Annotated in this window: 17 protein-coding genes; 13 read left to right on the forward strand and 4 right to left on the reverse strand. The window is 73.2% G+C overall.

Annotated elements, in window-relative coordinates:
- Window positions 1-73: 73 nt before the first annotated feature.
- Window positions 74-256 (reverse strand): hypothetical protein, encoded by a 183-nt coding sequence (locus tag ACH4FX_RS03840; protein ID WP_398474813.1) that lies wholly within the window; start codon window positions 254-256, stop codon window positions 74-76.
- A 186-nt stretch (window positions 257-442) separates the two neighbouring features.
- Between ACH4FX_RS03840 and ACH4FX_RS03845 the strand changes: the two genes are divergently transcribed.
- A complete protein-coding gene (locus tag ACH4FX_RS03845) occupies window positions 443-3,832 on the forward strand; it encodes an SNF2-related protein (RefSeq protein ID WP_398474815.1) in 3,390 nt (1,129 codons plus the stop codon).
- The gene (locus ACH4FX_RS03850) at window positions 3,829-5,190 is read left to right on the forward strand and encodes an SWF or SNF family helicase (RefSeq protein WP_398474817.1); all 1,362 of its coding nucleotides are present in this window, start codon (window positions 3,829-3,831) and stop codon (window positions 5,188-5,190) included. Before ACH4FX_RS03845 ends, ACH4FX_RS03850 begins: the two co-directional genes overlap by 4 nt.
- Window positions 5,191-5,296: 106 nt before the next feature.
- Here ACH4FX_RS03850 and ACH4FX_RS03855 read toward each other — a convergent pair whose 3' ends face one another.
- On the reverse strand, window positions 5,297-5,530 hold the full coding sequence (locus tag ACH4FX_RS03855; protein ID WP_398474818.1) for a DUF6480 family protein: 234 nt from the start codon (window positions 5,528-5,530) through the stop codon (window positions 5,297-5,299).
- A 454-nt stretch (window positions 5,531-5,984) separates the two neighbouring features.
- On the opposite strand from ACH4FX_RS03855, the gene ACH4FX_RS03860 reads away from it, so the two are divergent.
- The 5 genes from ACH4FX_RS03860 to ACH4FX_RS03880 all read left to right on the forward strand — a co-directional run bounded on the left by ACH4FX_RS03860 (window position 5,985) and on the right by ACH4FX_RS03880 (window position 10,514).
- Entirely contained in the window at window positions 5,985-6,863 is an 879-nt protein-coding gene (locus ACH4FX_RS03860; RefSeq protein WP_398474820.1) for a YceI family protein, read from the forward strand.
- A gap of 44 nt (window positions 6,864-6,907) precedes the next feature.
- Window positions 6,908-7,831, forward strand: a complete 924-nt coding sequence (gene mmuM, locus ACH4FX_RS03865; protein ID WP_398474822.1) for a homocysteine S-methyltransferase — start codon at window positions 6,908-6,910, stop codon at window positions 7,829-7,831.
- Window positions 7,832-8,072: 241 nt separating this feature from the next.
- Complete coding sequence (locus ACH4FX_RS03870) at window positions 8,073-8,870, forward strand: ABC transporter substrate-binding protein (RefSeq protein WP_398474824.1); 798 nt, start codon at window positions 8,073-8,075, stop codon at window positions 8,868-8,870.
- A 28-nt stretch (window positions 8,871-8,898) separates the two neighbouring features.
- Complete coding sequence (locus ACH4FX_RS03875; protein ID WP_398474826.1) at window positions 8,899-9,684, forward strand: amino acid ABC transporter permease; 786 nt, start codon at window positions 8,899-8,901, stop codon at window positions 9,682-9,684.
- The gene (locus ACH4FX_RS03880; RefSeq protein WP_398474828.1) at window positions 9,681-10,514 is read left to right on the forward strand and encodes an amino acid ABC transporter ATP-binding protein; all 834 of its coding nucleotides are present in this window, start codon (window positions 9,681-9,683) and stop codon (window positions 10,512-10,514) included. Before ACH4FX_RS03875 ends, ACH4FX_RS03880 begins: the two co-directional genes overlap by 4 nt.
- 73 nt (window positions 10,515-10,587) lie before the next feature.
- Here the strand turns inward: ACH4FX_RS03880 and xylA are convergent, their stop codons facing one another.
- Complete coding sequence (gene xylA / locus ACH4FX_RS03885) at window positions 10,588-11,751, reverse strand: xylose isomerase (protein ID WP_398474830.1); 1,164 nt, start codon at window positions 11,749-11,751, stop codon at window positions 10,588-10,590.
- A 146-nt stretch (window positions 11,752-11,897) separates the two neighbouring features.
- Between xylA and xylB the strand changes: the two genes are divergently transcribed.
- The 6 genes from xylB to ACH4FX_RS03915 all read left to right on the forward strand — a co-directional run bounded on the left by xylB (window position 11,898) and on the right by ACH4FX_RS03915 (window position 19,586).
- The gene (xylB, locus tag ACH4FX_RS03890; protein WP_398474832.1) at window positions 11,898-13,361 is read left to right on the forward strand and encodes a xylulokinase; all 1,464 of its coding nucleotides are present in this window, start codon (window positions 11,898-11,900) and stop codon (window positions 13,359-13,361) included.
- Window positions 13,362-13,504: 143 nt separating this feature from the next.
- Window positions 13,505-13,807 carry a hypothetical protein gene (locus ACH4FX_RS03895; RefSeq protein ID WP_398474834.1) on the forward strand — a complete coding sequence of 101 codons (303 nt, stop codon included), beginning with the start codon at window positions 13,505-13,507 and terminating at the stop codon, window positions 13,805-13,807.
- 117 nt (window positions 13,808-13,924) lie between these two features.
- Window positions 13,925-15,187 carry an ROK family protein gene (locus tag ACH4FX_RS03900; protein WP_398474836.1) on the forward strand — a complete coding sequence of 421 codons (1,263 nt, stop codon included), beginning with the start codon at window positions 13,925-13,927 and terminating at the stop codon, window positions 15,185-15,187.
- 266 nt (window positions 15,188-15,453) lie between these two features.
- Window positions 15,454-16,863, forward strand: a complete 1,410-nt coding sequence (locus ACH4FX_RS03905; protein ID WP_398474838.1) for a family 2B encapsulin nanocompartment shell protein — start codon at window positions 15,454-15,456, stop codon at window positions 16,861-16,863.
- Between the two features lie 208 nt (window positions 16,864-17,071).
- Complete coding sequence (locus ACH4FX_RS03910) at window positions 17,072-18,490, forward strand: family 2B encapsulin nanocompartment shell protein (protein WP_398474840.1); 1,419 nt, start codon at window positions 17,072-17,074, stop codon at window positions 18,488-18,490.
- 553 nt (window positions 18,491-19,043) lie between these two features.
- Entirely contained in the window at window positions 19,044-19,586 is a 543-nt protein-coding gene (locus ACH4FX_RS03915) for a hypothetical protein (RefSeq protein WP_398474842.1), read from the forward strand.
- A gap of 191 nt (window positions 19,587-19,777) precedes the next feature.
- Here the strand turns inward: ACH4FX_RS03915 and ACH4FX_RS03920 are convergent, their stop codons facing one another.
- Window positions 19,778-20,422: a hypothetical protein gene (locus ACH4FX_RS03920; RefSeq protein ID WP_398474844.1), complete on the reverse strand. Its 645-nt coding sequence runs from the start codon at window positions 20,420-20,422 to the stop codon at window positions 19,778-19,780.
- Window positions 20,423-20,816: the final 394 nt, after the last annotated feature.

The following is a 20,816-nucleotide window of genomic DNA, read 5'->3' on the forward strand; positions in this document are numbered from 1 at the left end:
CTGACGGGGACGTCGTCGCGGTCTGCCGACCGCCCGGCTCACGCCGCCGGGCGCGCGGTCACCGGCCAGGTGGTCAGCGCCCTATCTCCTTGCGGGTCACACGCCGCAGCCGGCGCCGCTGCGAGGGGTCCAGCGCCAGGTAGGCCACCACCGGCACACCCACCATGACCAGCAGCGCCGCCCAGAACGGCAGCAGCCACAGCAGGATCACGCCCACCGCGACGCCGCCGACGGCGACCTTTGCGTTCACGGACATCTTTGCCGTCCCTTCCGCGGCGGATGCCGCGCTCTCTCTACCCCGGTGAACGCCTTTCCGGCCCCATGGGTTCCCTCCGCGCGCCGGTGATCCCCCGTGCCGCGACCGCGGTCGGCAGAACGCCCGGCCGTGCTGTACCCTCGGCGCTCCGGTCGCCAGTAGTCAAACTTGAGGAGCTAGCTGCACGTGGCCATCCCTCCCGCGGCACCCACCACCCCGACGTCCGCGCTCTCCCGCTGGGCCGCGGTCTTCCTCCCCGCCGATCCGCCCCGTATGGGCCGGGTCGCGTTTTGGCGTCCGGACGGCGGTCCCGTCGACGAACCCCTCGACGCAGCCGGAAGTACGGGAGCTGCCGGAGGTACGGGAGCCGCCGGAGATACCGGAAGCGCCCCGACCACCGGGAACACCGGGAACACCGGGAACACCGGGAACACCGGAGACCCCGGAGACCCCGGAGACCCCGAAAGCATCGAAACCCCAGCAGCAGGCATCGGCGCCGGGCTCCCGGCAGAGACGCTGACCGTCGCCGTGCCCGCCCCCGGCGCGGAACTCCGCACCGGCAGCGCGGATTCCGGCATCGAACTCCGTGACGTACCGGCCGTCGTGCTGCCCGTCACCGCCGCCCTTCCCGTCCTCACCCGTGCCCGTACGGCCCGTACCGCCGACCCGGCCGCAGCCTTCTGGGGCGCCGCGGCCGTGCTGGCGCTGCATCTGGCCGCCCGCGGGCGGCTGCTGCCCGGAGTGAGCCGTTCCGGGCACGACGCCTGGCGGATGGGCCCGCTCGACCCCGCCGACATCGAGCGGCTGCGCGAACTGGCCGCGGCACTGCCGCCGCAGGCGCACGCCGTTCCGCTGCCCGGCACCGCCGGTCCCGTCCTGCTGCCGGAACCCGAGCGTCTGGTACGCGACTTCCTCGACGCGGTGGCGGACGGGCTGCCCCGCTCCCCCGCCGCCGCCCTGGCCACCGGTGGTCCGGCCTTCGCCGCCCCGGAACCGCAGCACATCCCCGAACAGCGCGCCTGGGCCGCGGACGTGGCGGCCGGGCACGACGCGGGCGTACGGATATCCCTGCGCATCGAGGTCCCGGGGCTGCCCGGGACGGAAACCGGGCCTGCCGAAACCACGCCCACCGGAACCGGACCCGCCGGAACCGCGACCACCGAAGCCACACCCACCGGAACCGGCTCCTCCGTTCCCGGTGGCACCGGCTTCACCGCAGTCCTCCAACTGCACGACCCGACCGATCCCGCCCGGGTCGCCGACGCGTCCGAGGTGTGGGCGGGCACCACACCGGCCGGGCAGGCGTTCGGCCCGCGGGCCCGGATGGACACCCTGCTCACGCTGCGCCGCGCCGCCGCGGCCTGGACGCCGCTCACGCCCCTGCTGTCCGCAGCCGTACCGGACGCCGTGGACCTCGCGGACGAGGAGATCGCCGAACTGCTCGGCCCGGCTTCCCGTGCGCTGGCCACCGCCGGTGTGGAGGTGCACTGGCCCGCCGGCCTGGTACGCGGGCTGAGCACCCGGGCCGTGGTGGGGCCGCCCGATCAGGACGGCGCACCACACGAGGCGCACGACGGCCGGGACCACGCCGAGCCGCCCGGCCCCGCCGCACCGGACCCCACCGGGCCGGACCGGGCCGGGTCCGGCCTGCCGTCCTTCCTCTCCGCCGACGCGCTGCTCTCCTTCAGCTGGCGCTTCGCCGTCGGCGACCAGGAGATCAGCAGGGCGGAACTGGACCGGCTGGCGGAGTCGGGGCGTCCGCTCGTACGGCTCCGCGACCGGTGGGTGCTGGTCGATCCGGAGGCGCTGCGTACGGCCCGCGACCGCCAGGACCGCAAGGTGACGCCCATCGACGCGCTCGGCGCGGCGCTCACCGGAACCGTCGAGTCCGACGACGGCACCCGCGTGGCGGTACAGGCGTCCGGCTGGCTGGCCCGCCTCCGCGACCGGCTCGCGGCACCGGACACGGCCGGTCCGGGAACGACGAACAGGGGCGCGGCACACACGAACACGGCCGGTCCGGAAACGACCGAAGCGGACGCGGGCACGGCACACGTGGACACCGCCGCCCCCGGAACGACAGACGCGGACGCCGACGCGGCGCACAAGGACACGCCCGGTCCGTCCTCCGAGCCGCCCCTCGCCCAGCCCCCCGCGCTCGCCGCCACCCTCCGCGACTACCAGTTGCGCGGGCTCGGCTGGCTGCACCGGATGACCTCGCTCGGTCTCGGCGGCTGTCTCGCCGACGACATGGGCCTGGGCAAGACGGTCACGCTCATCGCGCTGCACCTGCACCGCCAGGGCGACCCGGCCGCCGCCGGTCCCACGCTCGTCGTCTGTCCGGCCTCGCTGCTGGGCAACTGGCAGCGGGAGATCGAGAAGTTCGCGCCCGGCACGCCGGTCCGGCGCTTCCACGCGGACCGGCGCAGCCTCGACGGCCTGGTGGACGGCGAGTTCATCCTCACCACGTACGGCACGATGCGGCTGGACGCGGCGAAGCTGGCGGGCACCCGCTGGGGGCTGGTCGTCGCCGACGAGGCCCAGCACGTGAAGAATCCGTTCTCCGCGACGGCCAGGGCGCTGCGCACCCTGCCGGCGGGCGCCCGGGTGGCGCTCACCGGCACACCGGTCGAGAACAACCTGTCGGAGCTGTGGGCCGTCCTCGACTGGACCACGCCGGGCCTGCTCGGTCCGCTGGGCCGCTTCCGCACGCACTACGCCACCGCCGTCGAGGGCGGTACGGACCCGGCCGCCGCCGACCGGCTGGCCCGGCTCGTCCGCCCCTTCCTGCTGCGCCGCCGCAAGTCCGACCCGGGCATCGCGCCCGAACTGCCGCCGAAGACGGAGACCGACCGCGCGGTGGCGCTGACCAAGGAACAGGCCGGGCTGTACGAGGCGGTGGTGCGCGAGGGGCTGGGCGAGATCGCGGAGGCGGACGGCCTCGCGCGGCGCGGCCTGGTGGTCAAGCTGCTGACCTCGCTCAAGCAGATCTGCAACCACCCTGCGCAGTTCCTGAAGGAGGACCGGCCGCGGATCGCGGGCCGCTCCGGGAAGCTGGAGCTGCTGGACGAGCTGCTGACGACGATCCTCGCCGAGGACGACGCCGGGGTGCTGGTGTTCACGCAGTACGTGCGCATGGCGCGGCTGCTCGAAACGCACCTGGCGGGGCGCGGGGTGCCGACGCAGCTGCTGCACGGCGGCACCCCGGTCGCGCGGCGCGAGGAGATGGTGCGCCGCTTCCAGGACGGTGACGTCCCGGTGTTCCTGCTGTCGCTGAAAGCGGCGGGCACCGGTCTGAACCTGACCAGGGCCTCCCATGTCGTGCACTTCGACCGCTGGTGGAACCCGGCGGTCGAGGCGCAGGCCACCGACCGCGCGTACCGCATCGGCCAGACACGGCCGGTGCAGGTCCACCGGATGGTCACCGAGGGCACGGTCGAGGACCGGATCGCCGGGATGCTCGCGCGCAAACAGCGGCTGGCGGACGCGGTGCTCGGCTCCGGCGAGGCCGCTCTGACCGAACTCTCCGACGCCGAGCTGGCGGACCTGGTCGCACTGCGAGGGAGCGAGCGATGACCGACACCTCTGAGAACACCCGTGCGGCCCACCAGGAGGGCGGGTGCCCGCCGGATCCGGGCCGGGAGCGTACCTTCGCCGCGCTGCCGCCGGCACACGGCCGTGGTTTCGCGCGTACCTGGTGGGGGCTGGCCTGGCTGAAGGCGCTGGCCGACAGCGCGCTCGACGGCGAGCAGGTCAAACAGGGCCGCCGGCACGCGCGGGCCGGGGCGGTGGGCGCGGTCTCCGTGCGGCCGGGCCGGATCACCGCGGTGGTCCAGGACCGCGACGGCACACCGCACCGCTGTGACGTGCTGCTCCAGGAGCTGGACGCGGCGGACTGGGACCGGTTCCTGGACCTGGTCGCGGACCGCGCCGGGCACATCGCCGCGCTGCTGGATCACGACATGCCGCCGCACCTGGTGGAAGACGCGGCAGCGGTCGGCATCGAGCTCCTGCCGGGGATCGGCGACCTGGAGGCGGAGTGCGGTTGTGGAGCGTGGGACCACTGTGCCCACACCGCCGCGCTCTGCCATCAGACGGCGCGATTGCTGGACGAGGATCCCTTCGTGCTGCTGCTGATGCGCGGGCGGGGTGAACGGGAGCTGCTGGACGACCTTCAGGCCCGCACCGCGTCGCGCGCGCGGGAAGCCGCGGAGGAAAGCACGTCCAGTGCCCCGGCCGAAGAACCGGCGGAGCCTGAAGGCATACCGGCGGCGGAGGCGTATACGGCGCGCGACATCCTGCCGCCGCTGCCCGCGCCCCCGCCGTTCGTGGACGAGCCGGGCGCAGCGCCCGTCCTCGGTGGCGGGACCGATCCGGCGCCCGGGGTGGAGGTGGCAGCGCTGGAATTCCTGGTGAGCGACACGGCAGCGCGCGCCCAGCGGCTGCTCGCCGACGCGCTGTCCCCCGGCCACGCCGACAGCCCGCCGCAGACGCCGCTGACCGGTGCGCAGGACGCCGTGCGGCTGGCGGCGGCGGGTCCGGAACCGCGGATCGCGGCGCGGCTGGCGGCAGGTTCCGGACGTACGGCGAGGTCACTGGCCTTGGCCGTACGGGCATGGGAGTACGGCGGCGCCCCGGCGCTCGCGGTCCTGGAGGAGGAGTGGACGCCGGAGCCGACGGCCATGGCCCGCGCCACCGCCCAGCTCGCCGCCGCCTGGGACGAGGACGAGGCGCCACCACGGCTGCGCCACGACCGCAACCGGTGGACCGTGGTGGGCGGCGACGCCCAGCTCAGGTACGGGCGCGACGGCCGCTGGTGGCCGTACCGGAAGGAGCGCGGGCAGTGGGCACCCGCCGGACCGGCGGCCGAGGACCCGGCCGCGGCGCTCGCGGTACTGCGCGGTGGGGCGGAGGAGTCCGTGGGTGCCCTGTGAGGCCCTTTTCCGTACGCACGTATGGGCGTACGGCTGCCCCCCCCCGGCGCCGGGGCGGCATGCGCACTTCGGTGCCGGGGGGGCGGCCCGCTTGCGGACCTGCCGCCTACGCGCCCCAGATACGGGCGATGAAGAAGGCCGCGACCAGGACGACCACGACGGCGAGCACCAGCACCGGGCCCTTGGACCAGCCCCGGGTGGGGTTGTGGGTCTCCAGCGGCCCGGCGTCCGGAGTGCTGCCCTCGGCGGGCGGCGTCTCGCCCGGCGGCACGCCGCCGCCCGGCTCCAGGCCGGCGGTGTGCTCCGGTGCCGGGTCCGGGTTCTTCGGTGAATCGTTCATGCTGCCCGGGTGCCCGGGGACGGCGGGTTCTCACCGCCGGAACCGGAACGGGCGGGCCGGGATGTACGCCACGGGGACGCGGGCACTCGGGGAAGGTTCGACGCAGCACGAATACTTCAGGGATCAACCATTCATGGGCAGTCGCGGCGCGCCACCGGACACTTCAAGGGCACAGGAGCCGGGACACTTCCTGGAGGACCGGGACCTGCGGTGGCCACGTGACGCCTTCCGCGAGGCGACGCCGAATCGCCGGCCTGCGAGCGCGTGCCGCCGCGCGCCGGCTTCCGCCCCGCACCGAGCCGGCGTTCACCGCGCGCCGCGGGACGAGATGCGGACAGTGCGATAGATCACGTTTCAGCGGGTATTGACAGGTGTCGTCATCAGCGGTCTAAACCAATGACAGGATGGAGATGCACCTTTTTCGACACAACTGACCGAGAGGCCCCGTCCTGCCATGGCGCTCGCCATCCTCACCCGCCTTCGTGACCGCTCCGCCCGCAGAGCTTCCGCCCCGGCCCCGATCCCGCGCGGCGCGGGGGCGCTGGATCTGAGCGTCCAGGACCCCGTCGGGCTGCCGATGGCCGGGGCGGGCATATCGGTGCGCAACGGCGAGGGCACCGAGGTCACCCGTGGCCAGACGGACCCCAACGGCATGTTCACCGCCACGCTCGCGCCCGCCGCGTACCACGTGGTGGTCACCTGCGACGGCTTCCGGCCGGAGCGGTTCGACAGCCTGGTCACCGAGGGCGAGCGGACCGCGCCCCGGACGCTCCAGCTGGAGCCGGCGCCGGTGCCGCCGATGCCCACGCCGGGGCAGTGGCGGCTGGACCCGGACCACTCGTCCATCCGCTTCACCGCCCGGCACATCGGGCTCGCCGAGATCCACGGCCGGTTCAACCACTTCGAGGGCGGCCTGTGGATCGCCCCGGACATGCGGAACTCGCGGGTGGAGGTGACCATCGACGCGGCGAGCATCGACTCGGGCGTCAAGATGCGCGACGACCACCTGCGGTCGGCCGAGTTCCTGGACGTGGCGCGCTTCCCGTATCTCCAGTTCGCCGGGGAGCGGTTCGTGCACAAGGGCGGCGCCCGCTGGTCCGTGCAGGGGGTGCTGCACCTGCACGGCGTCAGCAGGTCGGTGCAGCTGGACACCCGCTATCTGGGCATCGGCACCGGCATGAGCGGCGAGACGCGTACGGCGTGCAGCGCGGTGACCGAGCTGCACCGCGAGGACTTCACGCTCGACTGGCGCAAGATGCTCGCCCGGGGCATCGCGGCCATCGGGGCCACGATCCGTGTGGAACTGGACATCCAGGCCGTGCAGGCGGAGTGAGCCCGCACGGGCGGGCGCCGGCCCCGGGGTGAGAGGCTGGGGGCATGAGCACCGCCGCCGTCCCGCCGTTCGCCGACGCCCTCGCCGCGGGCCCGCTCGTCCTGGACGGCGGCCTCTCCAACCAACTGGAGTCCGCCGGGCACGACCTGAGCGACGCGCTGTGGTCGGCGCGGCTGCTCGCCGAGGACCCGGCCGCCGTGGTCGCGGCGCACCGCGCGTACTACGAGGCCGGAGCACAGGTGGCGATCACCGCCAGCTACCAGGCGACCTTCGAGGGGTTCGCCGCGCGCGGCATCGGGGCGGCGGAGGCCGCCGGGCTGCTGCGCCGCAGTGTGGAGCTGGCGCGCGAGGCGGCGCGTCAGGCATCGGCGGCCGGCACCCCCGGGCCGCGGTACGTCGCCGCGTCGGCCGGTCCGTACGGCGCGATGCTCGCGGACGGCTCCGAATACCGGGGCCGCTACGGACTCTCGGTGGCCGAACTGGAGCGCTTCCACCGCCCGCGCCTGGAGGTACTGGCCGCGGCCGGACCCGACGCGCTGGCGCTGGAGACCGTGCCGGACGCGGACGAGGCCCGTGCCCTGCTCCGCGCGGTGCGCGGCCTGGGCGTACCGGCCTGGCTGTCCTTCAGCGCGGCCGGGGAGCACACCCGGGCCGGGCAGCCGCTGGCCGACGCCTTCGCGCTCGCCGCCGACGTCCCGGAGGTGGTCGCGGTGGGCGTGAACTGCTGCACCCCCGAGGACGCGGACCGGGCGGTGGCCGTGGCGGCCCGCGTGTCCGGCAAACCGGTGGTCGTCTACCCGAACAGCGGCGAGGACTGGGACGCGCGGGCACGCGCCTGGTGCGGCACCCCGGCCTTCACCGCGGACCGCGTCGCGGCCTGGACCGCCGCGGGGGCCCGGCTGGTCGGGGGCTGCTGCCGGGTGGGGCCGGACGCGATAGCGGCGCTGGCCCGGCAGCTGGCGGGCTGAGAGCCGTCTCGCGCCCCGGCTCGCGGCGTGCCCCCGGGCCCGTACGACGCGATGCGCAGCGTGTCTCCGTGCCCCTACGACGCGATGCGCGGCCCCGACCGGCGGCGGGTCGTTACCCGGTCGCAACACCGGCGGCGGCGACAGCGGCCCTGGCCGGTGGCAGGATGCAGCCAACTCACCTCCGACCGGTAGGTGTTGGGCCGCATCCTGATCCGGAGGACCTGTGTCCGCTCGCTCATCGATGTCCGCCACGGCAGCCCTCGCCACGGCCACCGCCCTCCTCGCCGCGGGGTGCACCAGCACCAAGGCCGGTGCGGGTTCGGGCGGGGAGTCGGCCTCGGGCGTCCAGCTCGTCTCCCCCGGCGCGCTCAAGACCTGCACCCACCTGCCGTACGCGCCGTTCCAGGTGAAGAAGGGCGGCAAGATCGTCGGCTTCGACGTGGACCTGGTCGACCTGGTCGCCAAGGAACTGAAGGTGCCGCAGGAGATCGTCAACACGCCCTTCGAGGGCATCGAGACCGGCCAGGACTTCAACATCCGCAAGTGCGACCTGGCCGCCGCGGGCATGACGATCAACGCCAAGCGCGAGAAGGTCATGGACTTCTCCGACCCGTACTTCAACGCCACCCAGGCGCTCCTCACCAAGAAGGGCAGGTCCTACAAGAAGATCGAGGACCTCAAGGGCAGGAAGCTGGGCTACCAGAAGGCCACCACCGGCGCCGAGTACGCCAAGAAGCACGGAGCGGGCGTCGAACTGGTCGAGTTCGAGGACCTGGGGCTGCTGCTGACCGCCGTGAAGTCCGGGCAGGTGGACGCGGGCATCAACGACAACGGGGTGCTGTTCGACTACGTCAAGCAGAACCCGGACACCGCGGTGACCGCCGAGTTCGACACCGGCGAGCACTACGGGATCGGCGTACGCACCGGCAACGACGCGCTGCGCAAGAAGATCAACGAAGTACTGAAGAAGGCCCGGTCGGACGGCAGTTACGACCGGATCTACAAGAAGTGGTTCGGCACCGCGCCCCAGCAGGGCTGACCCCGCCAGGATGAGGAGCCGCACCCCGATGCCCCTGTCCCGACGCCGGCGGGCCCGCCTGCTGCGCGGCGCCCAGTACGCCGTGCTGGCCGCCGCCGTGCTCGTCCTCGCCCTGGTCGCCGACTGGGGAACGCTGCGCCACGCGTTCTTCGACGTGACGGTCGCCAAGGCGCTGTTCCCCGACATCATCACCACCGCGCTGGTCAACACCCTCCTCTACACCCTGCTCGGCTTCGGGTTCGGCCTGGGGCTCGGGCTGGTGCTGGCGCTGATGCGGCTCTCACAGGTGCCGCCGTACCGCTGGCTCGCCGTCACCTACATCGAGTTCTTCCGCGGGGTGCCCGCACTGCTGGTGTTCATCGCGCTGGGCTTCGGCGTACCGCTCGCCTTCGAGGTCGCGCTCGACATGAACATCACCGTGATGCTCTCGCTCGGCCTGGTCGGTGCCGCCTACATGGCGGAAACGATCCGGGCCGGCATCCAGGCCGTGCCCAAGGGGCAGACCGAGGCGGCCCGTTCGCTGGGGATGTCGCCGGGCCGCGCGATGCGGTCGATCGTCATCCCGCAGGCGTTCCGGATCGTGCTGCCACCGCTCACCAACGAACTGATCCTGCTCACCAAGGACTCGTCCCTGGTGTATCTGCTGGGCCTGTCGCTCGGCCAGTTCGAGCTGGCCAACTTCGGGCGGGACGCCCTGAACGAACACAAGAGCCTGACGCCGATCCTCATCGCCGGCCTGCTCTACCTCGTCATCACCCTCCCCCTGGGCCACCTGGTCCGGCGGCTGGAGGCCCGGACCGCGAAGGCCAGGTGACCGCTGTGCACACCGACCAGGAGCCGGTGACGGCACGCCGGGCGATCGAGGTCGAAGGGCTGCACAAGTCCTTCGGCACACTGGAGGTCCTCAAGGGCATCGATTTCCGCGTGGAGCGGGGCGAGGTGGTGTGCGTCATCGGCCCGTCCGGGTCGGGCAAGTCGACGCTGCTGCGCTGTGTGAACCTGCTGGAGGAGCCGACCGCGGGCCGGGTCACCGTGGCGGGCACCGAGGTCACCGACCCGGACGTGGACATCGACCGGGTGCGGCGCCGCATCGGGATGGTCTTCCAGTCCTTCAACCTCTTCCCGCACCTGACCGCCCTGGAGAACCTGACGATCGCCCAGCGGCGGGTGCTGCGCCGCGACCGGGCGGCGGCCGAACGGACTGCCCGCGCCAACCTCGCGCGGGTGGGTCTGAGCGACAAGGAGTCCGCGTATCCGGCGCAGCTGTCCGGCGGCCAGCAGCAGCGGGTGGCCATCGCCCGCGCCCTGTCCATGGAGCCGGAACTGATGCTCTTCGACGAGCCGACCTCGGCGCTCGACCCGGAGCTGGTCGGTGACGTGCTGGCGGTGATGCGCTCGCTCGCGCAGGACGGCATGACGATGCTCGTCGTCACCCACGAGATGAGCTTCGCGCGGGAGGTCGCCGACCGGGTGGTGTTCATGGACGGCGGGGTCATCGTCGAGCAGGGCGTGCCGGAGCGGGTGATCGCCGATCCGCAGCACGAGCGGACCCGGACGTTCCTGGCCCGGGTGCTCGATCCGGCGGCCGCCGACATCAGCGAGGTGGCGGAGGCGGAGCCGCCCGAGGAGCGCGCCGGGCCGTGACCGCCCGACGGGGCGCGCGCCCGGTAGACGGCGGGTACCGGGCGCTCCCCCGCCTGCGGGTACCGGGCGCGGGTCAGCGCGCCCGCAGCAGGTGGTCCATCGCGAGCTGGTCGAGCCGTTCGAAGGCCATGCCGCGGGCGGCGGCCGTCTCCGGGTCGAAGGACTCGTACGCCGTACGGTCCGCGAGCAGGGCGGCGAGGCCGTCCTCGGCGGTGGGCCGGGCCAGCTCGTCCAGCCGGGACGCCCGTAGCGCCTCCTGGACGGCCGGGTCGGCGCGGAAGGCCGCGGCGCGCTCCTTGAGGATCAGGTAGGTGCGCATGCAGCCGGCCGCGGAGGCCCATACGCCGTCCAGGTCCTCGGTGCGCGGCGGCTTGAAGTCGAAGTGCCGGGGGCCCGGGTAGCCCGCCGTCTCCAACAGGTCCACCAGCCAGAACGCGGCCCGCAGGTCGCCGGCGCCGAAGCGCAGGTCCTGGTCGTACTTGACGCCGGACTGCCCGTTCAGGTCGATGTGGAAGAGCTTGCCGGCCCACAGGGCCTGGGCGACGCCGTGCGGGACGTTCAGCCCGGCCATCTGTTCGTGGCCGACCTCCGGGTTGACACCGAACAGCTCCGGCCGTTCCAGCCGCTCGATGAACGCGAGCGCGTGGCCGACGGTGGGCAGCAGGATGTCGCCGCGCGGCTCGTTGGGCTTCGGCTCGATGGCGAACCGCAGGTCGTAGCCCTGCTCGACGACGTACTGGCCGAGCAGGTCGAACGCCTCCTTCATCCGGTCCAGGGCCGCGCGCACGTCCTTGGCCGCGCCGGACTCCGCGCCCTCGCGCCCGCCCCACGCCACATACGTACGGGCGCCCAGCTCGGCCGCCAGATCGATGTTGCGCAGGGTCTTGCGCAGCGCGTAGCGCCGGACGTCGCGGTCGTTGGCGGTGAAAGCGCCCTCCTTGAAGACCGGATGGGTGAACAGGTTGGTCGTCGCCATCGGCACGGTCAGGCCGGTGGCGTCCAGCGCTTGGCGGAAGCGCTTGACGGCCGCCTCGCGGGCGATGTCGCCGGAGCCGGACGGGATCAGGTCGTCGTCGTGGAAGGTGACGCCGTACGCGCCCAGTTCCGCCAGCCGGTGGACGGACTCGACCGGGTCGAGCGGGCGGCGGGTGGCGTCCCCGAAGGGGTCGCGGCCCTGCCAGCCGACCGTCCACAGGCCGAAACTGAACTTGTCCTCGGGCACGGGCTGGTAGCTCATCGCGGCTCCCTCGGCCAATTCGTCATGGCGCTTTACAAATTGCGGCGGGCCCAAACTAATATGCGGCAGCACACCGGGAAAGCCCTTCGGCGGGCGTGGTGCCCGGCGTCCGGCGGGGCCGTCCCGCGGCCCGGAGGGAGAACGCGATGGGCACACAGGCAACGGGCCCGCTCGTCGTCGGCGTGGACAGCTCCACCCAGTCCGCCAAGGCACTCGTGGTGGACGCCGCGACCGGCGAGGTCGTCGCCCGCGGCCAGGCTCCGCACGTGGTCACCGGCGGTACGGTCGCCGGCGGCACGGATCCGGGCGGCGCGGGCAAGGAGAGCGACCCCGAGCAGTGGTGGCAGGCGCTCGGCGAGGCGCTGGGCCAGTGCGGTGACGCGGCGCGGCAGGCCGCGGCCGTCTCCGTCGGGGGCCAGCAGCACGGCCTGGTCACCCTCGACGCGGCGGGGCGGCCGGTGCGTCCGGCGCTGCTGTGGAACGATGTACGGTCGGCGCCCCAGCAACGGCGCCTGCTGGCGGAGTTCGGCGGGCCGCGGGCGTGGGCGCGGCGGACGGGGAGCGTGCCGCTGCCCGCGTTCACCGTGACCAAGTGGGCCTGGCTGCGCGCGACCGAGCCCGCGGCGGCCGATGCGACGGCCGCGGTACGGCTGCCGCACGACTACCTCACCGAGCGCCTGACCGGCGAGGCGGTCACCGACCGCGGCGACGCGTCCGGGACGGGCTGGTGGTCGCCGGCCGACGAGACGTACGACGAGGAGATCCTGCGGCACGTCGGCCTGGACCCGAAGGCGCTGCCGCGGGTGGCGCGGCCGGGCGAGGCGGCGGGCACCGTACGGGCCGGTGAGCTGTCGCTGCCGCAGGGCGCGCTGGTCGCCGCGGGCACCGGCGACAACATGGCGGCGGCGCTGGGGCTGGGGCTGCGCCCCGGGCAGCCCGTACTGAGCCTGGGTACGTCGGGCACGGTCTACACGGTCTCCACCCGGCGCCCGTCCGGTGATCCGACGGGCACGGTCGCCGGGTTCGCCGACGCGCGCGGCGACTGGCTGCCGCTGGCCTGCACTCTGAACTGCACACTGGCGGTGGACCGGGTCGCCGCCCTGCTCGGTCTGGAACGGGAGGACGTCGAGTCGGGCGGGACGGCGGTGATGCTGCCCTTCCTGGACGGCGAGCGCACACCGGACCTGCCGCACGCCTCCGGGCTGCTGCACGGCCTGCGGCACGACACGACACGCGGACAGGTACTCCAAGCGGCCTACGACGGTGCGGTGTTCGCGCTGCTCCAGGCGCTGGACCGGATCGTGGACGAGGATGTGCCGGCCGACGCGCCGCTGCTGCTGATCGGCGGCGGGGCGCGCGGACGGGCCTGGCGGGACACCGTACGCCGTCTCTCGGGGCGGCCCGTGGTGGTGCCGGAGGCCCGCGAACTGGTCGCGCTGGGCGCGGCGGCGCAGGCCGCGGGGCTGCTGCTGGGCGAGGACCCGGCGGCGGTGGCGCGGCGGTGGGGGACGGCGCGCGGCGCCGAGTACGCGGCGGTGCCGTGTGACACGGCGGCCCGCGAGCGGCTTGCGGAGACGCTCGCGGCGGGCGGTCCGCTGCTGGGGGTGTGACGGGAGGGGTGACGGAGGGCGTGGCGAGGGACGTGGCGGGGCCGAAAACCCGCCCGGGAAACGGTGGCCGGAAACCCGGATCCGCGAAGCGGATTCGGACGCCGCCGTACCGCCGGAGCGGGAGTTGTGATGGGGTGCCGGGCATGAGCATCTTTGTTCGTGCCCGGTTCGATGTCCGCGACCGCCGGCAGGACGGCATCGAGCGGAGTGCCACCGCGCTGCACGAGGCGGCCGGGCCGGAGCCGGTGAGCCCGACCTACCGCTGGTTCACCCTGCCCGAACCCGGTGCCTACCTGGTGCTGGAGGAGTACGCCGACCCGGCGGCCCCCGGCACGGCCCAGGAAAGCTGCACCGGGCTGCTGACGAGTCTGGGGCGGTGTGCCGACATGGTGATCGCCGAGGCGTACGGGCCGCTCGGGCCCGGCCGGCCGGAGGCCACCGGCTGAAGCCTGGCCGACGTTCCGCCCGTACCCGTACGTGCCCCCGCGCGCACCACCAGACGAGCCCCGGAGAGCACCGGCCCGCATGTCCAGCACGTCCGTCACATCCACCACAGGTGCCCCATGAGTGCCCCCGGTGCCGATACGCAGCAGGGTATCCGCCGCCGCAACCTGGCGCGGGTCATCCAGGCCGTGGCCGCCGACGGGCCGGTGTCGCGGGCGGGCGTCGCGGCGCGGGTCGGGCTGACCCGGGCGGCCGTCTCCACGCTCGTCGACGCGCTGTTGCGGGCGGGCCTGCTGATCGAGACGGGACCGGCCGTGCCCAGCGGACGGGGGCGGCCGGGCAGCGGACTGGCCGTCAGCGGCACCGGGCCCGCGGGGATCGGCGCCGAGATCGGCGTGGACCACCTCGCGGTCTGCGCGATCGACCTGCGCGGCCGGATACGGGCCCGGCTGACGGCCGACGCGGCCAACCGGAACAGCGCGCCGGGCCCCGTACTGCACCGGCTGGCCGGGATGATCACGGAGGTGACGGACCGGATCGCGGCGCTGGAGCTGTGGCCCGCCGGGCTCACGGTCGCGGTCCCGGGGCTGGTGGCGCGCGGTGCGACGACCGTGGTGCACGCCCCCAACCTCGGCTGGCGGGACGTCGATCCGGCCCCGGTACTCCGTGCCCTGACCGCCGCGCCCCAGCCGCTCACCGTCGAGAACGAGGCGAACCTCGGCGCGCTGGCCGAGCTGTGGCTCGGCGGCGGGCCGGACGGCGCCGGCACACCGCCGCCCGACTTCCTGCACGTCTCGGCGGAGGTGGGGATCGGCGCCGCGGTCGTCGTGGATGGACAGCTGCTGCGAGGCGTACGGGGTTTCGCGGGCGAGCTGGGCCACGTACCGGTGTACCCCGGCGGGCGGCCGTGCGGCTGCGGCGCGCGGGGCTGCCTGGAGCAGTACGCGGGCGAAGCGGCCGTACTGCGGGCAGCCGGCCTCGATCCCGACCACTCCGGCCCGCGCGCCCGGGTCGAACTCCTCGCGCGCCGCGCCGCCGCCGGGGACCGCGCGACCTCGGCCGCGCTGCGGAACGCGGGGACGGCACTCGGCATCGCGCTGACGGGGGCCGTACATCTCCTGGATCCCGAGGTGGTGCTGCTCGGCGGGGCGCTGGCCCGGCTGGCACCCTGGCTCCTGCCGTCGCTGGAACGGGAGCTGACGGCCCGTTCAGCCGTCGCGCCGCACCCGGGGGCCGCGTCGCGGGTACAGGTGTCCGCCTCGCGCTGGGGCGCCGACGGGCCGCTGCTCGGCGCGGCTCACGCCGCCCTGCGCGCCGTTCTCGACGATCCCCTGGGCCGGCACCGGACCGACGCCGTTTCCCGGCGGCTCTCCGGAGAATAAACCGCTCCGTCACCTCGGCGCCTTTTCGCCGTCCCGACCGGCCCACCGGTCCGCGGCCGGAATCACCCCGGCACCCTTTCCAACGATGGATTCCATTAAACCTGTCCATCTCAATTATTTTTCATGCCACCCTTTTGAGTGATTGCCCCGATTAAAACAACACGCCTATGTTCAGTGCGACGAGCGGTCCGGACCTCGTCTTACGGAACGGCCGTGGCGCCGGCCGCCGTCCCCTTGTCAATCCTCCCAAGATTGGTGGCGCAGCCGTGACGGTTACGGACGAGACAATTCCCGGCCCGGATGGCGAAACACAGAATTCCAGCCTGACCACGGCCGCGGCACGCAACCTGGCCACGACCACCAAGACCGTGCCGCAGATGCAGGGCATCACCTCGCGCTGGCTGCTGCGGCTGCTGCCCTGGGTGCAGGTCTCCGGCGGCACGTACCGCGTCAACCGGCGCCTGACCTACACGGTCGGCGACGGGCGCATCGACTTCGCCGTCTCCGGCACCGACGTGACGGTCATCCCCGACGAACTGCGCGAACTGCCCGCGCTGCGCGACTTCACCGACGGCGCGGTGCTCGGCGCGCTCGGCGAGCGCTTCGTCCAGCGGGAGTACGCGCCCGGTGACGTGATCGCGACCGCCGGCACGCCCGCCGACCGTCTGGTGCTCGTCGCGCACGGCCGGGTCGACCGGATCGGCACCGGCAAATACGGTGACGAAACGGTCCTGGGGGCCCTCGCCGGCGGCGACCACCTCGGCGACGAACTGCTCACCGACGCCGCCGCCTCGTGGCAGTACACCTACCGCGCGGTCACCCGGGTGACGGTCATGGCGCTGCCCCGGCAGGACGCGCAAGAGATCACGGACCGCTCGCCGGAGCTGCGCGACCATCTCGCGGCGGCCCGTACGGGCACCGCGCCGCCACGCAACGCCAGCGGCGAGTCGGCCATCGAGGTCGCCTCCGGGCACCACGGCGAGCCGCCGGTACCGGGCACGTTCGTCGACTACGAGCTGGCACCGCGGGAGTACGAACTGAGCGTGGCGCAGTCGGTGCTGCGGACCCACACCCGGGTCGGCGACCTCTACAGCGACCCGATGAACCAGGTCGAGCAGCAGTTGCGGCTGACCATCCAGGCGCTGCGCGAGCGCCAGGAGCACGAGATGGTCAACAACCCCGAGTTCGGCCTGCTGCACAACGCCGATCTGACGCAGCGCGTCCGGACCCGCAGCGGTCCGCCCACCCCCGACGACCTGGACGAACTGCTCGCGACGGTGTGGAAGGACCCGGGCTTCCTGCTCGCCCACCCCAAGGCGATCGCCGCCTTCGGCCGGCAGTGCAGCGCCCGCGGCCTGTACCCGACGGCGGTCGACTTCATGGGGCACTCGCTGCCCTCCTGGCGCGGGGTGCCCATCTTCCCGTGCAACAAGATTCCGGTCGCCGCGGACGGCACCAGTTCGTTCCTGGTGATGCGCACCGGCGAGGAGAAGCAGGGCGTCGTCGGCCTGCACCAGACGGGAATTCCGGACGAATACGAACCCGGGCTCTCGGTCCGGTTCATGGGGGTCAACGACCAGGCCATCGCCAACTATCTGGTGAGCGCCTACTACTCCACCGCGATCCTGGTGCCGGACGCGCTGGGAATTCTGGAGGACGTACAGACCGGCCAGTGAACCACCCCTTTCCAGCCATGAGGAACGGTTGAAGAACCGTTTACCGAGATATGACGCTCCGGCAATCCGGCAGCAGAGCCACCGATAACCCGGCGTGAAATACGCGGCCCGCGAGCAGTCCCCGCCCCCGGCCGTGTGCCGCGCGGCCGGTTCGCGCCCGGCCCGCGGCGATGACCGCTCTTCGATCCATAGGAACAGGTGAACCCCCATGACCACTTCGGCGGACCCGACGTCCGGACCCGGTACGTCTCCGGACACCGGGCAGGCGCGCACCAGCCTCGCGACAGCCGCGGCACGCAAGCTGGCCACCACCACCAAGACCGTGCCGCAGATGCAGGGGATCTCCTCCCGCTGGCTGCTGCGCGTGCTGCCGTGGACCCAGGTCTCCGGCGGTACGTACCGCGTCAACCGGCGCCTGACGCACACCCTCGGAGACGGCCGGGTCGAGTTCACCAGCACCGGCTCCGAGGTCCGCGTCATCCCCGCCGAGCTGCGCGAACTCCCACCGCTGCGCGACTTCGACGACCCGGCGGCGCTGGAGGCGCTGGCCGGCCGGTTCGTCCAGGAGGAGCACACGCCCGGCGACGTCCTGGTCGAGCAGGGCACACCGGCCGACCGGGTCATCCTGATCGCCCACGGCAAGCTGAACCGGGTCGGCACCGGCAAGTACGGCGACGAAACGGTCCTCGGCGTGCTAGCGGACGGCGACCATCTGGGCGAGGCGGCACTGCTGTCGCCGGACGCGACCTGGGAGCACTCCGTACGGGCCGTGACGCGGGTGACCGTGCTCTCGCTGCCCCGCGCCGAGTACGAACAGCTCGCGGACCGCTCCCCCGGCCTGCGCGACCACCTGGAGCGCTACCGCACCGCCCAGCTCCCGCCGCAGAACAAACACGGCGAGGCGGCCATCGACGTCGCCTCGGGCCATGTCGGCGAGCCCGCGCTGCCGGGCACCTTCGTCGACTACGAGCTGGCGCCCCGAGAATACGAACTGAGCGTCGCGCAGACCGTGTTGAAGATCCACACCCGGGTCGCCGACCTGTACAACGACCCGATGAACCAGCTGGACCAGCAGCTGCGGCTGACCATCGAGGCACTGCGTGAACGCCAGGAGCACGAGATGGTCAACAACCCCGAGTTCGGCCTGCTGCACAACGCCGACCTCAAGCAGCGCATCCACACCCGCAGCGGTCCGCCCACCCCCGACGACCTGGACGAACTGATCTCGCGGCGCCGCAAGACCCAGTTCCTGCTGGCCCATCCGCGCACCATCGCGGCGATCGGCCGCGAGTGGAACGCCCGCGGCATCTACCCGGCCACCACGGAGATCGGCGGCACCGCCGTCCGCGCCTGGCGCGGCATCCCGCTGCTGCCCTGCAACAAGATCCCCGTCAATCCGGACCAGACCAGCTCCGTCATCGCCATGCGCGTCGGCGAGGAGAACCAGGGTGTCGTGGGTCTGCACCAGACCGGCATCCCCGACGAGTACCAGCCCGGCCTGTCGGTCCGCTTCATGGGCATCAACGAACAAGCCGTCATCAACTACCTGGTGAGCGCCTACTACTCGGCAGCCGTCCTGGTCCCGGACGCCCTGGGCATCCTGGAGGACGTGGAAATCGGCCACTAGGTCGCACCTCCCGCCCGCTCTCGCCCGCTGTCCCACCCCGGGCAGCGGGCGGACTCGGGCCCGGTGCTGTGGAGCGTTGATGGTGCGGCGGCAGGAGCGCCAGGGGTGTGGGAGCGCGTTTTCCGGCTGCGTGGTGTGGAGGCTTCACGCCAGGCCCGGCGGATCTTGCGGTGTACTGCCGGTTCTGCCGCTGGGCCTCCGTACGACACATCTGGCACATGCGTCACAGCCGGGGCGGCGCTCCTGCGGCCGGCCTGCGTGTTCGTTTCCGGTTCCGGTTCCGGTTTCAACGGTGGGGAGCAGGGCGGCCGTTGTGCGTCGCCGCCCGCCCGGCTCATCGCGGACGCGGAGCGTCCTGGGGGCTTCGGCGGCCGGCGTACGACGCCCGGTGGCGGCCGTTCCGGCGCGTGGTGCCCAGCACCCGGATTCGGCCGCTTCGCGGAAAACCAGTCGCCACAGCGCCTTTTGGGGCGTGGCCAGACCTTTTCGGTCGAAAAAACAGGTTCTCCGGGAATCACTCCAAAAAGCGGATCACGCCTTACGCTCCCTGGTCATGCGCAGAACAACGAGCAGATTCAGCAGGGCCGGCCTCGCCGCCCTCCTCGCCCTCGTCGTCTCCGTCCTCGGGCTGGGCGCCGCGGTCCCGGCAGCCGCCGCCGACACCCCGGCGCTCGCCTTCACCGTGGACAAGACGCAGGCCACGCCCGGCTCCGACGTCACGCTGACCATGACGTTCACCAACACCGGCAGCGCCGATGTGCGCTTCGTGTGGCAGTCGTTCCAGCCCACGTGGGAGACCTCTACGACCAGCGGCCTGAAGTACACCTGGACCACGTGTACGGCCGACCCGGGTGTCACGTGCACCGCGGGCAAGGGCGCCTCGTACTCCGTGCCGATCGCTCCCGGCGCGACCCGTAAGGTCACCATGACCTACAACATCGCCGCCGACTCCTCCTGCGGCTATCCCGACGTCGCCTTCTACTCGTACATCTACTACGAGTTCGCCGGCGGCCTGCCCGCCAAGGAAGGCACCTTCTACACCCCCGCCACGCGCGTGATCTGCCCGACCACTCCGCCGGTGGGCGCCCAGGCCTGACACAGGCCGCACGTTCCGCGCGTTCCGGTCCGCTTCCCCATCCGGCACCGCACCGGCGCGCCCCTCAGACGCGTTACGTCCCCATCAGCTTCCCGCTCCTCCGGTCCAGGGCCGTGGCCACGCCCCTGGTCCGGAGGGGCGGTTGTCGTGTCGCGGCGGGGCGCCGGACGGCGGGCCCGCGCGCTGCCGGGTCAACGGCCGGTGGTGACCGGTGGCATGACGTGCCGCACCGTGTAGTCGCCGGTCTCCACGGTCTCGTACGGCGCCGCGCTCAGGCACTTGGGCACGTTCATCACAGGTATGGAGCTGCCCGCCCAGCTGTAGCCGACACGGTCGTGCTTGCCCTGGTCGAGGACGGTGAAGCCGACGCGCTTGCCGACGACGCGCCGGTCCGGGTGGTCGGAGCGGGTGATGACCCCGGTGGCGGTGGCGACCGGACCGCCGGTGATCAGGCAGTCGATACGGCCCTCGAAGTGCGCACCCTGGCTGCCGTCGGAGGTGAAGTGGCTGAAGCGGAAGGTGCCGCGCGAGGTGCCGCCGGCTTCCGCGGGGCCGAAGCCGTGCGCGTCGAAGGAGAAGTGGACGCGCTGGCCGTCCGCGCGGTACATCTTCGCCGAGCCGGTCAGGCTCGCCTCCGAAGCCGCTGCCGGGCGGGCGGTGGGCCCGGGCTGTGCATCGGCCGTGGCGGTGCCGGCCATGCAGGTCCCGACGGCGGCCAGAGCGGTGACGGCGGCGACCAGGCCCGGCACGAGGCGGCGGGGCGCGCGGCTGCCGGCGCCCGGGACCCGGTCCGTACGGGCCGCACCGGAGCGCGGGGCGTTGAGTGAACAGGACATGGTGAACTCCTCTGTCGTGGCGGCGCACGGCCGCTCGCACCGTTGGTGGTGGCACCCGGCCGAAGCAACCGTTGCTGGTGGCGTCCGGCCGATGGGCCGTGCCGAGCGCCGTGATCAGCTTCCGCGGGCACCGGGGCCTACGGCCATCCGCCGATCGGCAGATACGAGGTGCCGACCAGGGGCGTTTCTCTGCCGGTCGGCGGAGGGCGGGTGCGCACGCGGCTCCTTATGCTCGTGCTGACGGGAACGGGCGGGGACGATCACGGGGGCGGGCGGAATGCGGCGGGGTGCGGACGGGCAGCGGTCGGGCGAGGTGCGGCTGGGCGTACGGGGGATCACTGACGCGGGCGGTGCGGACGATGCGGACGGTGGTTCGGCGCGGGGAGCCGAGCCG

This window comes from Streptomyces sp. NPDC018019 (assembly GCF_044327805.1).
In the GTDB taxonomy this organism is placed as follows: Bacteria; Actinomycetota; Actinomycetes; order Streptomycetales; family Streptomycetaceae; genus Streptomyces.

What these genes read in the sequence shown, in the direction of transcription:
- ACH4FX_RS03855 (WP_398474818.1), bottom strand. Translation starts at nt 5,530, where the DNA reads ATGAACGATTCACCGAAGAACCCGGACCCGGCACCGGAGCACACCGCC.
- mmuM (WP_398474822.1), top strand. Translation starts at nt 6,908, where the DNA reads ATGAGCACCGCCGCCGTCCCGCCGTTCGCCGACGCCCTCGCCGCGGGC.
- ACH4FX_RS03870 (WP_398474824.1), top strand. Translation starts at nt 8,073, where the DNA reads ATGTCCGCCACGGCAGCCCTCGCCACGGCCACCGCCCTCCTCGCCGCG.
- ACH4FX_RS03875 (WP_398474826.1), top strand. Translation starts at nt 8,899, where the DNA reads ATGCCCCTGTCCCGACGCCGGCGGGCCCGCCTGCTGCGCGGCGCCCAG.
- ACH4FX_RS03920 (WP_398474844.1), bottom strand. Translation starts at nt 20,422, where the DNA reads ATGTCCTGTTCACTCAACGCCCCGCGCTCCGGTGCGGCCCGTACGGAC.
- ACH4FX_RS03850 (WP_398474817.1), top strand. Translation starts at nt 3,829, where the DNA reads ATGACCGACACCTCTGAGAACACCCGTGCGGCCCACCAGGAGGGCGGG.
- ACH4FX_RS03860 (WP_398474820.1), top strand. Translation starts at nt 5,985, where the DNA reads ATGGCGCTCGCCATCCTCACCCGCCTTCGTGACCGCTCCGCCCGCAGA.
- ACH4FX_RS03895 (WP_398474834.1), top strand. Translation starts at nt 13,505, where the DNA reads ATGAGCATCTTTGTTCGTGCCCGGTTCGATGTCCGCGACCGCCGGCAG.
- xylA (WP_398474830.1), bottom strand. Translation starts at nt 11,751, where the DNA reads ATGAGCTACCAGCCCGTGCCCGAGGACAAGTTCAGTTTCGGCCTGTGG.
- ACH4FX_RS03900 (WP_398474836.1), top strand. Translation starts at nt 13,925, where the DNA reads ATGAGTGCCCCCGGTGCCGATACGCAGCAGGGTATCCGCCGCCGCAAC.
- ACH4FX_RS03910 (WP_398474840.1), top strand. Translation starts at nt 17,072, where the DNA reads ATGACCACTTCGGCGGACCCGACGTCCGGACCCGGTACGTCTCCGGAC.
- xylB (WP_398474832.1), top strand. Translation starts at nt 11,898, where the DNA reads ATGGGCACACAGGCAACGGGCCCGCTCGTCGTCGGCGTGGACAGCTCC.
- ACH4FX_RS03915 (WP_398474842.1), top strand. Translation starts at nt 19,044, where the DNA reads ATGCGCAGAACAACGAGCAGATTCAGCAGGGCCGGCCTCGCCGCCCTC.
- ACH4FX_RS03840 (WP_398474813.1), bottom strand. Translation starts at nt 256, where the DNA reads ATGTCCGTGAACGCAAAGGTCGCCGTCGGCGGCGTCGCGGTGGGCGTG.